Source organism: Mesoflavibacter sp. CH_XMU1404-2, from assembly GCF_037029465.1.
Taxonomy (GTDB): Bacteria; Bacteroidota; Bacteroidia; order Flavobacteriales; family Flavobacteriaceae; genus Mesoflavibacter.
Genome location: NZ_JAYMEM010000005.1, coordinates 65,238 through 79,534 on the forward strand (window position 1 = coordinate 65,238; position 14,297 = coordinate 79,534).

The window sequence follows — 14,297 nt, forward strand, 5'->3', positions numbered from 1 at the left end:
TTAAGTATAATGATTAGCAAACTCAACCTAGAACACATATTATTTTTAGATATTGAAACGGTTCCGGAAACGCAACATTTTTCTGATTTAGATGCTACTAAGCAAGCACTTTGGGAACACAAATCGCAATACCAACGTAAAGACGATTTTACCGCAGAAGAATTTTATGAACGTGCAGGTATCTGGGCTGAGTTTGGTAAAATTATATGTATTTCGGTTGGTTATTTTAAAATTCATGGTGATACAAGAGTGTTTAGAACAACCTCTTTTTATGGTGAAGAACAACAACTTTTACAAGATTTTAAAAACCTGCTTACTACTCATTTTAGTCACGCAAAACATTTACTTTGTGCGCATAATGGTAAGGAATTTGACTTCCCATACATTGCTAGACGCATGATTATAAATAATATGGAATTGCCATATAAACTAAACCTTTTTGGTAAAAAACCTTGGGAAGTACCTCATCTTGACACTTTAGAATTATGGAAGTTTGGTGACTATAAAACCTTTACTTCTCTTAAATTATTAACTAATGTTTTAGGCATACCTTCGCCAAAAGATGATATTGATGGTAGTGAAGTTTTTAGAGTTTATTATGAAGAAAATAATATAGACAGAATTATTACCTATTGCGAAAAAGACACTATTGCTGTAGCACAAGTGTTATTGCGATTAAGAGGTGATAATTTATTAGAGGATGACGAAATACTTCATGTTTAAAACCTTTATTCAAAATTAAAGTTGTCAGTTCGAGCGCAGTCAAGACCTAAGTTTTTTTACCTCTAGACCACATTTGAGGTGACTGAAAATAAAAAAATCCAGAGCTTTCACTCTGGATTTTTCAGTTTAATGGCTGGTTGGTAAGCTGAGGGATTATTCTTTTATAAATCGTTTGATTTTGGTTTTTTCACCAATATTCAATTGTAAAATATAAATACCGCTATTAAACTTAGATACATCTATGCTAGATTTGTAAGTACCTTTTAATACTGTTTGACCAAGCATATTTTTAATTTCAAAACTTTGTGCTTCAAAACCAACTAAATCTACATTAAGTGTTTGCTTAACAGGGTTAGGATATAGTTTAAACTGCTTATCAAAATCATTTGTATTAGTTACTGTGCTAGTAAATGTTTTAACATTATTCGTTAGACAGAAATTAGTAGTTTCTGAACTTGTAAACGAACCACCAGAAGCCAATGTAGCACCAGTATCTGTGTTAGTTAACGTGTACGAACCATTTCCGTATGAGCAGCAAATACCATCTCCGTAAGTATCTGTAATTGTAAAGTTATAACAACCATCATCTAAACATCCAACAGGAATATTTAAAGTAGAACCATCTGCTTGTGATCCATAAGTACCACCAGATGCAACTGTTTGACCTGAGTTGTTAGTTAATGTCCAAGCTGTTTCTTCTGGATAATTATCAAAAGTAATTGATAATGTCACGTTAGAACAACCTGCATTACCGGCACCAGAAGTAGATAAGTTAATGGCATCTACCGCCATATCACCTTGCCAAGTTGTACCTGTTACACCGTTAAAACGTAATTGAACAGTACCACCAACATAAGCACTTAAATCTACAGTAGCTGTTTGCCAAGAATTACCTTGGTTACCTGATTGGCTCCAAACGTTAGTCCAAGTTGCTCCGTTATTATCACTTGCTTGTAAAGCTAAACTTCCCATAGAAGTTGCGCCGTACATATGATAATCAAAACTAAAAGTTGCTTGTGACTCTGCACTTAAATCAAAACAAGGTGAGTTTAAAATTGCTCTTTTTGTTGAGTAATTAGGTGAAGAAGACTCCATAAACACATAATATGTACCAGCACTTGCACTAGATGGTCCTGTGTTGCTAGAAGGCGTTCCGTTGGCATCAACAGTCCAGTTAAAGTCATCTGACGTTGATTGCGTCCAAGCACCTAAAGTATTTTCAAAGCTTTCAGAATAAGGGAATGCACTAATGCCTCCTGTACAAGATCCTGTTGTTGGTTGTGTAACAATTACTGTTCTTGTTACTTGTGTAGCAGCGTTTCCTGCTGAGTCACTTACATTGTAAAATCTTGTATATGTTCCTGCTGCATTTGTATTAACAGTTCCTGTTATTACGATACTTGAAGAAATATCTCCATCTTCATTATCTGTCGCAGTTGCTCCTAATTCAGTATAAGTGTCTCCAACTTCTAAATTAATTGTAGATGCTCCTGTTAAAGTAATTACTGGTGGCGTTGTATCTGGTGTTCCTGTTATAATATTAACCGTATAATCTTCAACTTCACCATAAGAGAATGCCTCACAAGACGTTGGAATACCGTTATATTTCATAGAAACTCTCATTCTTGTTGCTCCGTTTGTTGCAGAAGCTGGTACAGTAAAACTTCCACTAACTGGTGAGTTTTGTGTTGCTGCATTTGTCCAAACTTGCTCACCTGAATCTGTAAAATCTCCATCTTGGTTATAATCAATCCATACAGAATATCCTTCTGAATAAGTAGTTCCTGTCCAAGTTGGTGTAACAGTTACTGTATAACCAGAACCTTTAGATAAGTCTGTAGATATACTTGTAAAATCTGAATACATTTGTGCACCAGAAGCATTATCAATGCTTGCTAATTGTACTCTAGAAATATATTCGTCATTAACATTGTTCCCTTGAGAAGCACAGTATTGAGGACCTGTTTGACAAGGTGTGCAAGATCCGCCACAGTCTACACCAGTTTCATCTCCATTTTGTACACCATCGTTACATGTAGGTTGTGGAGCAGCACCGCATTTGTCAGATAAAGCAAGACTTCTTCTAACTCCACCAGCTTCTAAAACAGCACGCATACGGTTTTTTTGACCTTGTGTAAATAGGTTCATACAAGAATCGTCTGTGTAATCCATATAGTTTTGTGGCATATCTGTAGATCCACAAGAAGATTGTCCTATTGGACAACCATAATTAGCTGTTTGATGTGTTGGTGTATCACTAACAAAATCGTTACCACAGTTAGAGTCTCCCCAAATATGTCTTAAATTAAAGTAGTGACCAACTTCGTGAGTTGTTGTTCTACCACCATCAAAAGGTGCAGAAACATTACCAACTCGTCCAAAATAATTATACGCCATTACAACACCATCTGTAGCTGCACTTCCGCCAGGAAATTGTGCATACCCTAAAATAGTACTTCCGCCACTTGTCATTTTTGGGACAATCCACATATTTAAATATTCACTTGTATTCCATGGGTCTACACCACCAGTAGATGATCTTTTCATATCATCACTTGTTCCCCAATCTTGTCTAGTTACTTGTTTTCTGGTAATACCTGTTGTAGCATTTCCGTTAGGATCTACAGTTACTAGACAGAATTGAATCTCGGTATCTGCTGCTTGCGACCACGTGTTATCTGCATCTGGATTTGTTCTTCTAAAATCTTCATTTAATACGTCTAATTGAGATTGTATCTGAGCTACACTAATATTTTCGGTAGAATTTCGATACAAAACATGAACCACAACAGGTATGGTAATTATACTACCATCTACCCTATTGGTGTTACTTTGCATTTGCTGAACTTTAGTTTTAGTAAACGCCTCAATTTGAGCCATTCTTTGCTCAAGTTTAGGATCTAACTGTTTTCTGTGTTCTAAGTTTTCCATAGTTGCACAGTGACGTTGTTGTGCAAATGCAAAAACTACAAAAAACAAGCCTAAAATTGTTAAAGTAATTTTGTTTTTCATGTGTAATGATTAATAAATTAGTTAATAATTTGTGAAATATTTTCTGAATGTATCAATAAAACAATTAATTAAATAAGAAATACTTAACATATTCGATAAAAAACACTTAAAAAAATCTTATAAGACTTTACCTACGGTTTTAACCGTATCGCATTGAAAGAATTTGATTACTTTTACCTAAAATGAGCGAAAAATTACTTCAAATAAAAAACCTTTCTATTGGTTTTAAATCTGAAAATGGATTAAAACCAATTATTAAAAATATTTCATACAACATATTTGAAAATGAAATTGTTGGTGTTGTTGGCGAATCAGGTTCTGGGAAGTCTGTTTCATCACTAGCAATAATGGGATTATTGCCAAAAAAAATAAGTCAAATTACTTCTGGAGACATCATTTTTAATACTACCGAATTAACAACACTTAACGATAAACAATTTCAAAATATAAGAGGTAACGAGATTGCTATGATTTTTCAAGAACCTATGAGTTCTTTAAATCCATCTATGCGTTGCGGTAAACAAGTAGAAGAAATTTTATTTAAACACACATCATTAAGCAAAAAAGAAGTCAAAGCAGAAGTGATTTCACTTTTTGAAAAGGTAAAACTACCAAACCCAAATCGTGCCTATACAGCGTATCCTCATGAAATTTCTGGCGGACAAAAACAACGCGTTATGATAGCTATGGCTATTGCATGTAAACCAAAATTATTGATTGCCGACGAGCCGACAACTGCACTAGATGTTACCGTACAAAAGGATATTATTTTATTGTTGAAAGAACTTCAGCAGGACACTAAAATGAGTATTTTATTTATTACTCATGATTTGTCTTTAATCTCTGAAATTGCACAACGTGTGTTAGTGATGTATCAAGGTGAAATTGTAGAACAAAATGAAACCGATTCTATTTTTAAACATCCACAAAACGAATATACCAAAGCACTAATCAAAGCTAGACCTTCTTTAAACGAAAGGCTTAAACGACTTCCAACCATAAAAGATGTCATGCAAAAAACGGTTTCTAAAGAAACTATTAGTGCCGAATTAAGAGCAAAAACTCACAAAGAAATTTATAGCAAAACACCGATTCTTGAAGTCATTAATTTAGAAAAAGAATACATTTCTAAATCTGGTCTTTTCTCTAAACCTGAAAGTTTTAAAGCAGTCAACAACGTTAGTTTTAAGTTATATGAAGGTGAAACTTTAGGTCTGGTTGGCGAATCTGGTTGCGGTAAATCTACCTTAGGAAATGCTATTTTATTACTTAACAGACCAACATCAGGTCACATTTTTTACAAAGGAAAGGATATTACAATTCTTAATAAAGCTGAAGAAAAAGCATTACGTAAGGACATTCAAATTATTTTTCAAGATCCATTTGCGTCTTTAAATCCACGCTTAACCGTTGGACAAGCAATTATGGAACCTATGCAAGTACATAAGCTTTACAACTCAAAAACTGAAAGAATAGAAAAGACAATAGACATTTTAAACCGTGTTGGTTTAGATGAAAGTGCTTTTAATCGTTATCCGCATGAGTTTTCTGGAGGACAGCGCCAGCGTATTGGTATAGCACGTACAGTTGCGCTTCAACCAAAACTAATTGTTTGTGACGAGTCTGTTTCGGCATTAGATATATCTGTACAAGCGCAAGTTTTAAATCTTCTTAATGAATTAAAAGAAAACTTTGGTTTTACCTATATTTTTATTTCTCATGATTTAGCAGTTGTTAAATATATGAGCGATCAATTATTGGTTATGAATAAAGGTAAAATAGAAGAACTAGATGATGCAGATGTTATTTATGCTTCACCTAAAAAAGACTACACCAAAAAATTAATAGAAGCTATCCCAAAAGGATTATAACATAAATAACTTTTTTGTAAGTACTAAAAGATTTTTAGTTAATCTAAATGTGTTTTTTAGAGTAACAAAAACTTTGCTTATGTAATTTATAGGTTGTTCAGGTAGATTTGAAGTATAATACATAAGCAAAAGTTTATGGTAGATATGGGAATATCTATTTGGTAAAATTTGGGACTGCTAATATCTAATTTATTTTCATTTAATCAGTTTAAATGTAAAAAAAATCGATGAAATGCATAAATTTTTAACATTTCATCGGTTTTTAGATTCTTATTTTGTGAAATTACTTACAGAAAATAATTATTAAAAGGAAGTCTTAAACATCCATTTCAGGTATATCACCTTCAATAATTAATGTGCCTTCAGTTGCATTTTTAATATCTTCAACAGATACTCCTGGAGCACGTTCTAGTAATTTAAAGCCTTGCTCTGTAACTTCTAAAACAGCCATATTAGTCACTATTTTTTTGACACAGCCAACACCTGTTAATGGTAAAGAACATTTTTTAAGTAATTTAGACTCTCCTGCTCTATTGGTATGCATCATAGCAACGATAATATTTTCTGCACTTGCTACAAGATCCATTGCTCCTCCCATACCTTTTACCATTTTTCCTGGTATTTTCCAGTTTGCAATATCTCCGTTTTCAGCAACTTCCATTGCACCTAAAATGGTTAAATGTACGTGTTGACCACGAATCATAGAAAAACTCATGGCGCTATCAAAAAAACTAGCTCCTGGTAAGGTTGTAATAGTTTGTTTTCCTGCATTAATAATATCTGCATCTTCTTCACCTTCAAACGGAAATGGTCCCATACCAAGTACTCCGTTTTCACTTTGAAATTCTACTTCTATATCGTCTCTTACAAAATTAGCCACCAAAGTTGGTATACCAATACCTAGATTAACGTAGTAACCATCTTTAACTTCTTTTGCAATGCGTTTTGCTATTCCGTTTTTATCTAACATTTTTAGTTGTAAGTTATAAGTGCCTTAAATACTTAAAGTTAGGCACAAAATTAATATTTAGAGTATAAAGGACTTTCTGTTAATTGATTAATATAACTTTAGACACTTTAAATACTTTTAACTTTAGACTTATATCTAACTTTTTGGTCTTACTGTACGCTGTTCTATACGTTTTTCAAAAGTTTCTCCTTTAAAAATACGTTGTACAAAAATACCTGGTATATGTATTTGATTAGGATCTAATTCTCCTGCCGGCACTAATTCTTCTACCTCAGCAACTGTAATTTTTGCTGCGCCACACATTACTGGATTAAAATTACGTGCTGTTCCTTTAAAAATAAGATTCCCTGCTTCGTCACCTTTCCATGCTTTTACAAAAGCAAAGTCGGCTTTAAAGGCATGTTCTAAGACATACATTTTACCATCAAATTCTCTGGTTTCTTTACCATCGGCAACTTCGGTACCGTAACCTGCTGGTGTATAAATAGCAGGAAAACCAGCTTGAGCTGCTCGGCATCTTTCGGCTAATGTACCTTGTGGAATAAGCTCTACATCTAATTCTCCAGACAGCATTTGTCTTTCAAATTCGTCGTTTTCTCCTACGTAAGAAGATACCATTTTTTTAATTTGCTTTTTTTGAAGTAAAAGCCCTAAGCCAAAATCGTCAACTCCTGCATTGTTAGAAATACAAGTCACGTTTTTCACGTTTCGTTTTACTAATTCAGCTATTGCATTTTCAGGAATTCCGCTTAACCCAAAACCACCTAACATAAAAGTCATGTTATCTTCTACACCATCTAAAGCTTCCTGAACTGTATTAACGGTTTTTTTTATCATCATTTAGTTTTTTAGTGGTTTAAATTTAAGAATAAAAAAAACCATTCTGAAAAGAATGGCTTTTAAAATTTATTGTTGAAGAATTTTAGAATTCTAATTCGTCTGGTACGTCTTCTTCTGGCATATCTAACCCATTTGAGTTAGAGTTATTGTCTTCTTCGTAGTTATCACAATTAACAACTATCGAAAGGTCTTTTGGTTTTTCAAATTCGTCTTTAGACACTTCTAATTCTTTGTCTTCGTAGCAGCTTTTCATGTACATTCCCCAAATTGGTAACGCCATAGAGGCGCCTTGACCGTAAGTAATGGATTTAAAATGCGCTGCTCTATCTTCTGCACCAACCCAAACTCCAGTTACTAGATTTGGTACCATACCCATAAACCAACCGTCTGATTGGTTTTGTGTAGTTCCTGTTTTTCCTGCTATTGGATTAGTAAAACCGTAAGGGTAACCAGTAATAATTTCGGTATAAACACCACTAGTTGGCATCCAAGTACGACGTAATCTTGCTCCTGATCCTTCAGTGGTTACACCTTCCATTAATTTAACTGTTACGTATGCTGATTCTTCACTTAAAACATCTTTTGTTTCTGGAACAAATTGATATAAAACAGTATCATTTTTATCAACTATGGTAGTTACCATAACTGGTTTTGTATAAACACCTTGGTTTGCAAATGCAGAATAAGCGCCTACCATTTCATATAAACTAATATCTGGTGTTCCTAATGCGATAGATGGTACTGCTGGTATTTCTGACTCGACACCTAAATCTCTTGCTAGTTTAGCTACTGGTTCTGGACCTACTTTATCCATTAATCTAGCTGTTATAGTATTAACCGAGTTAGCTAATGCTGCTTTTAGTGTCATCTCTCCACTGTAATCTCCATCAGAATTTTTTGGTGCCCAAGCTTTTTGGTTTCCAAATTTACCAGCTTCAATAGTATATGGTGCTTTTGGTAATTTATCACATGGTGACATATGTAACTGATTAATTGCAGTTGCATAAACAAATGGCTTAAATGTAGATCCAACTTGACGCTTACCTTGTTTTACGTGATCATATTTAAAGTGTTTATAATTCATACCACCAACCCAAGCTTTAACATGTCCGGTTTGAGGATCCATACTCATTAAACCTGGTTGTAAAAAGTGCTTGTAATAGCGCATAGAATCCATTGGTTTCATGATGGTATCTATTTCTCCTCTTTCCCAAGAGAAAATGGTCATTTCTGTTGGTTTATCAAAAGACGCTATAATTTCTTTTTCAGATTTCTTTAAATCGTACTTCATGTGTCTCCAACGTTCTGATTGTCGCATAGAACGTTGCATAAGGCTTTCAATTTCATCTTTATCTAAATCTAAAAATGGTGCTGTTGGGTTACGGTCTGGTGTATTTTGATGAAAAAACTCTGCTTGTAATTTTTTCATGTGTTTTACAACTGCATCTTCTGCATATTTTTGCATACGCGAATCTATAGTTGTATACACCTTTAATCCGTCTTGATAAATATTGTATTTAGAACCGTCTGCTTTGTAGTTTTTCTTATCGTTTGCCCAGTCTTTTAGAAATGCTCTAAGATATTCTCTAAAATAAGTTGCTGTACCGTCGTTGTGTGATTCTGGATTAAAGTTTAAATCAAGTTTTGTTTTTTGAAGTGAATCTTTAACTTTTTCATCTAAAACACCATAACGGGTCATTTGTGATAGAACAACATTACGTCTATTATGAACACCTTCTTCATTACGTCTTGGATTGTACAAAGAGGAATTTTTAAACATACCTACCAACATGGCTGATTCTTTAACCGTTAGCTCATTGGGTTCTTTACCAAAGTAAATTCTTGCTGCAGATCTAATACCGTCAGCATTATTACCAAAATCATAGATATTAAAATACTGAGCGATAATTTCTTCTTTAGTATACTGACGTTCTAAACGAACTGCAATAATCCACTCTTTTACTTTTTGAATTAAACGCTCTGCAATATTTTTTGATCCTTCACCATGAAATAATTGTTTAGCTAACTGCTGAGAAATGGTACTTGCTCCACCGCTTCCTGGTTTTAAAACTGCACGTAATAATCCTCTTGCATCAATACCTGAATGATCATAATATCTAGCATCTTCTGTAGCTACTAAAGCATCTATTAAGTTTTGAGGTAAGTCTTCATATCGTACTGGTGTACGGTTATCATTTAAATAAAATTTAGCTAATGTTTTACCGTCTGAAGAAATAATTTCGGTAGCTAAATTGGTTTCTGGGTTTTCTAATTGGGTATGGTCTGGCATTTCACCAAAAGCACCAACAGATGCTAAAAAGAATATTAAAACGATTAAAAGAATGCCTCCTAAAAAAAGCATCCAAAACCATCTAACGAATTTTTCAAAACCTGTTGTTTCTTGTTTTTTAGTTTTTGCCATCTATGCTTGTTTATTCTGTTTTTTCTATCCTAAAACCTACGTCTGTAATACCTTCTAAATTTACTACGCCATTTACATTTCCGTTTTGGCGCATGGCGTGCTGTATGTTTACTTTATATTCTCCTTTTTCTTTAAAAATAACACCTTCTTTATACCACAGCTTATTTTCTTTTACAGAAGATAATCCTTCGCCAAGCCATTCGCCATTTGGTTTCGTCATTGCGTATTGTAAAGTGTCTGTTATTGCTTTTCCGTGAGGAAATTTCATTTCAACAATTAAATATAAATTACTGAATTTATAAGCATTGGTGTTTCTTAAATTAACAAACAAGTTGTAAGGTTTTATGGAATCTGGCGGATTAATTTTAAAACTTACAACATCTTCTTTATTCCAAGCTGTAGACACGCTTTTATACTCGTCATAAACAGCTTTAGAGTCGCAAGACATCACTAAAACAAATAGTAATAAAACAATTATATTATTTGTTTTCATTATTGTTGTTTGGTTTGTTTTTGTTTGGTCGACGTTTTTTATTTCTTCTTTTTTGATTGTTTGAGTTGCTATTAGTATTTGTATTACTATTAGCTTCTACTTTTTTTGGCTTATTACGCTTACGGTTTTTATTAGTTTTACGTTTCTTATTGTGTTTTGGTTTATCAAAGCGTGTTAAACTATCTTGACCAACAACGTTTTCAAATTCGGTTTTAGTATCTACTGTTAGATCTGCAGCGTATTCTTCTAAGCTAGCAACTTTCTTTTTTTGTTTGTTAATTTCTATAATTTCGTTGGCTTGTTCTATGGTAATTAAGTGCCAATTCATCCATTCGCCTTCATAAGCGTACCACATATGTCCTTTAAAAATATCTGTTTTTTGGCATACTGCTGTACCTTTTTCGGTATATAATTTTGTATCTGTTTTAGGAAACGATTTTAAAGCATCTAAATACGCGTCTAGCTCGTAATTTAAGCAACATTTTAACTTACCGCATTGACCAGCTAATTTTAACGGATTAAGTGATAATTGCTGGTAACGCGCTGCACTTGTACTTACCGATCTAAAATCTGTTAACCACGTAGAGCAGCATAACTCACGACCACAAGAACCTATACCACCAAGTCTTGAAGCTTCTTGACGAAAGCCAACTTGTTTCATCTCTATTCTTATTCTAAACTCTTTAGCGTATACTTTAATTAGCTCTCTAAAATCTACACGTTCTTCAGCAGTGTAATAAAAGGTTGCTTTGCTTGCATCACCTTGAAATTCGATATCAGAGATTTTCATTTTTAGATTTAAATCTATAGCAAATTGACGCGCTTTAACCTTCATTGGTTCTTCACGGTCTCTTGCTTCACTCCAAATATCTATATCTTTTTGTGATGCTTTACGGTAGATTTTTAAGACATCGTTTTTGGTATCTACTTTCTTGCGTTTTATTTGTACACGCACTAGTTCTCCCGTAAGGGTAACCATACCAATATCGTGACCAGATTGTGCTTGAGTAGCTACAATATCTCCAATACTAAGCGTTAAGTTTTCGGTATTTTTATAGTAGTGTTTACGTCCGTTTTTAAAACGTACTTCTACCCAATCAAAAGGTTCTTCTCCGTTAGGCAAAGACATGTTTGCTAACCAATCAAAAACCGTTAATTTATTGCAACTATCTGTACCACACGTTCCGTTATTTTTACAACCTTTAGGCTGTCCATCCTTTCCTGTAGCGCAACTTTGACAAGCCATACTATTTTATGTATATATTGAATCTAAAGGAGTTAGCTTTAGATGACGATTAATAATTTGTAGCTTTTTCCGCTTTCGCGGAAAATGAGCCACTTCAATTTGTAAAGATAAGATTATTCTTATGACTTTAAAATAATAAAATTTAGGCGTTTTTAAATGTCTTTTACCGAAATTATATTTACCGGACATGCTTTTGAAGCTTCAGTACAAGGTTCTAAAATTTCGTAATCGTTAGATTTTAGGGTAAAAAAACCTTTCCTGTCGGTTGAATGTAACAACACGGTTTTACCGTCTTTTTTTGACATCCTAAACTGATTTGGTGCCAACTCTACACAGTAATTACAGCCAATACACTTGTTTCTTTGTAAGGTAACAACAACCATTAAGCTTCTACTTTATTTTCTACAATTTTATAAAGTTTGTCTGATGGTCTTACTCTAAACTCTAACGGAATGGTGATTGAGTCTCCTTTTGTTCCTTTTTCTAAAGCTTGGTCATTAACCAACATTTCTTTAAGCTCAAACTCTTTTGCGCCTGTTGTTGGACCAGTAATTAACAAAGTGTCACCTAATGATAAATCGTACGCTTCAATTTTAAATTCACCAATTTTAGCTTTTGGATAAAAATGAACGCCTTTACCAATATACACCTTCTTTTGCGTTGCGTGCGAGCCTGAACCTTTACTCCATTCGCCTAATTTTTGACCTAAATAGTAACCACTCCAAAAACCACGATTGTAGACTTTTTCTAACTCTTGCATCCAACCAATTACTTTGTCTTTATCGTAAGTGCCATTTTCTACACTATCAATTGCATCTCGGTAACACTTGATGACTCTAGCCACATATTCTGGTGCACGACCACGACCTTCAATTTTTAAAACTTTGATTCCAGCATCTGCTACTTGGTCTAAAAAGTCGATAGTACAAAGGTCTTTTGGTGACATGATATACTCGTTATCCAATTCCATTTCAAAACCAGTTTCTTGATCGATAACGGTATATTTTTTTCGGCAATTTTGTTTGCAAGCACCACGATTTGCAGATGAGTTATGCGAGTGTAAACTCATATAACACTTACCAGAAACCGCCATACATAACGCACCGTGACCAAAAATTTCAATCTCTACTAAACGACCTGATGGTCCTTTAATTTGTTCTTTTTCAATTTGATCTGTAATGTGTTTTACTTGGCGTAAACTAAGCTCTCTACTTAACACCATTGTATCTGCAAACATAGCGTAAAACTTAACCGTTTCGATGTTTGTGATATTAATTTGTGTTGAAATATGAACTTCCATACCCAACTCTCTAGCTACAGCAATTACCGCTTGATCCATTGCGATTACGGCGGTAATATTAGCTTCTTTCGCTCTTTTTACCAAGGTTTTTACGATAGATAAATCGTGATCGTAAATAATAGTATTAAGCGTTAGGTAAGTTCTTACGTTTTTGGCTTGACAACGTTTAGAGATTTCTTCTAAATCGTCTAAAGTGAAATTAATAGACGCACGAGCACGCATATTTAGTTGCTCTACACCAAAATAAACCGAGTCTGCACCATTATCTAAAGCCGCTTGCAAGGATTCAAAATTTCCTGCAGGCGCCATTAATTCTATCTTTTGCATCGTACTAATCTTGTTTACTTTTTAGGGTTTCAAAAATATTACGCAAGTCTTTTTTATATGGTAAATGGTCTGCTCGTCCTTTTTTAAAGATGTCGTTACTATTTCCTTGTCCTTTACGTAATGCTTTTTGCTCTTCGTAAGGCAGTGCGTTTATTTCTTTACAAGTTGAAGAACAACAATTGTCCATTTCAGCTTTACAATCGTCACATTGAATGAATAGTAAATGACAAGCATCATTTGCACAGTTTACGTGTGTATCACAAGGTTTACCGCATTGGTGGCATTGTGCAATAACATCGTCACTAATTTTTTCTGAACGACGCTCGTCAAACACAAAATTCTTTCCTATAAACTTATTTTCTAAAGCTTTTTCGTTGACTTGTCTTGTGTATTCTATAATTCCGCCGTCAAGTTGATAAACGTTTTTAAACCCTTTGTGTTTAAAATAGGCGCTGGCTTTTTCACAACGAATACCACCAGTACAATACATCACTAATTTTTTGTCTTCTTTGTGTGCTTTTAAATCGTCTTCTATAATATCTAAAGATTCTCTAAAGGTATCTACATCTGGCGTTACGGCGTTTTTAAAGTGACCTATTTCGCTTTCGTAGTGGTTACGCATATCTACTAATACCGTGTTTTCGTCTTCGATTAAATCGTTAAACATTTCGGCATTAACGTGTATTCCTTTGTTGGTCACGTCAAAAGTATCGTCGTTTAATCCATCGGCAACAATCTTATCACGAACCTTAACTTTTAGTTTTAAAAAAGACATATTGTCTTGCTCTACAGCAATGTTAAGTCTAACATTTTCTAAAAAGTCAATACTGTCTAAATGAGTTTTGAAGTTTTCAAAATTTTCGGCAGGAAGCGATAATTGAGCATTGATACCTTCGGTAGCGACGTAAATTCGACCTAAAACATCTAAACTGTTCCATTTAATAAACAGTCGGTCTCTAAATTCTTGTGGATTGCTAATGCGCGCATATTTGTAAAAAGACAAAGTAAGACGTTCTTTACCTGCTTTTTCAATAAGTTCTGCACGTTCATTAGCGCTTAATTTGTTGTACAGTTGCATGCTATACTTACGTTT

11 protein-coding genes are annotated in these 14,297 nt (G+C 34.0%); 2 read left to right on the forward strand and 9 right to left on the reverse strand.

Features of this window, described 5'->3' with window-relative positions:
* Positions 1 to 9: 9 nt before the first annotated feature.
* Positions 10 to 723, forward strand: a complete 714-nt coding sequence (locus WA327_RS03640; protein ID WP_336066606.1) for a 3'-5' exonuclease — start codon at positions 10 to 12, stop codon at positions 721 to 723.
* 153 nt (positions 724 to 876) lie between these two features.
* On the opposite strand, the gene WA327_RS03645 is transcribed toward WA327_RS03640, so the two are convergent.
* Positions 877 to 3,735, reverse strand: a complete 2,859-nt coding sequence (locus tag WA327_RS03645; RefSeq protein ID WP_336066609.1) for a GEVED domain-containing protein — start codon at positions 3,733 to 3,735, stop codon at positions 877 to 879.
* Between the two features lie 182 nt (positions 3,736 to 3,917).
* Between WA327_RS03645 and WA327_RS03650 the strand changes: the two genes are divergently transcribed.
* Positions 3,918 to 5,606: an ABC transporter ATP-binding protein gene (locus WA327_RS03650; protein ID WP_336066611.1), complete on the forward strand. Its 1,689-nt coding sequence runs from the start codon at positions 3,918 to 3,920 to the stop codon at positions 5,604 to 5,606.
* A 316-nt stretch (positions 5,607 to 5,922) separates the two neighbouring features.
* Here the strand turns inward: WA327_RS03650 and WA327_RS03655 are convergent, their stop codons facing one another.
* From WA327_RS03655 to WA327_RS03690, 8 genes are all read right to left on the reverse strand, one after another.
* On the reverse strand, positions 5,923 to 6,576 hold the full coding sequence (locus tag WA327_RS03655; protein ID WP_336066613.1) for a 3-oxoacid CoA-transferase subunit B: 654 nt from the start codon (positions 6,574 to 6,576) through the stop codon (positions 5,923 to 5,925).
* Positions 6,577 to 6,711: 135 nt separating this feature from the next.
* Entirely contained in the window at positions 6,712 to 7,413 is a 702-nt protein-coding gene (locus tag WA327_RS03660) for a CoA transferase subunit A (RefSeq protein WP_336066616.1), read from the reverse strand.
* Between the two features lie 85 nt (positions 7,414 to 7,498).
* Positions 7,499 to 9,838, reverse strand: coding sequence for a transglycosylase domain-containing protein (locus WA327_RS03665; protein WP_336066618.1), 2,340 nt, complete (start codon positions 9,836 to 9,838; stop codon positions 7,499 to 7,501).
* Between the two features lie 10 nt (positions 9,839 to 9,848).
* Entirely contained in the window at positions 9,849 to 10,331 is a 483-nt protein-coding gene (locus tag WA327_RS03670; RefSeq protein WP_336066620.1) for a gliding motility lipoprotein GldH, read from the reverse strand.
* Positions 10,318 to 11,577 (reverse strand): regulatory iron-sulfur-containing complex subunit RicT, encoded by a 1,260-nt coding sequence (locus WA327_RS03675; protein ID WP_336066622.1) that lies wholly within the window; start codon positions 11,575 to 11,577, stop codon positions 10,318 to 10,320. The genes WA327_RS03670 and WA327_RS03675 overlap by 14 nt, the downstream gene beginning before the upstream one ends.
* Positions 11,578 to 11,729: 152 nt before the next feature.
* Complete coding sequence (locus WA327_RS03680; protein ID WP_336066625.1) at positions 11,730 to 11,960, reverse strand: ferredoxin; 231 nt, start codon at positions 11,958 to 11,960, stop codon at positions 11,730 to 11,732.
* On the reverse strand, positions 11,960 to 13,204 hold the full coding sequence (locus WA327_RS03685; RefSeq protein WP_407942434.1) for a peptidase U32 family protein: 1,245 nt from the start codon (positions 13,202 to 13,204) through the stop codon (positions 11,960 to 11,962). Before WA327_RS03685 ends, WA327_RS03680 begins: the two co-directional genes overlap by 1 nt.
* A gap of 4 nt (positions 13,205 to 13,208) precedes the next feature.
* Positions 13,209 to 14,282, reverse strand: a complete 1,074-nt coding sequence (locus tag WA327_RS03690; protein WP_336066627.1) for a rhodanese-related sulfurtransferase — start codon at positions 14,280 to 14,282, stop codon at positions 13,209 to 13,211.
* Positions 14,283 to 14,297: the final 15 nt, after the last annotated feature.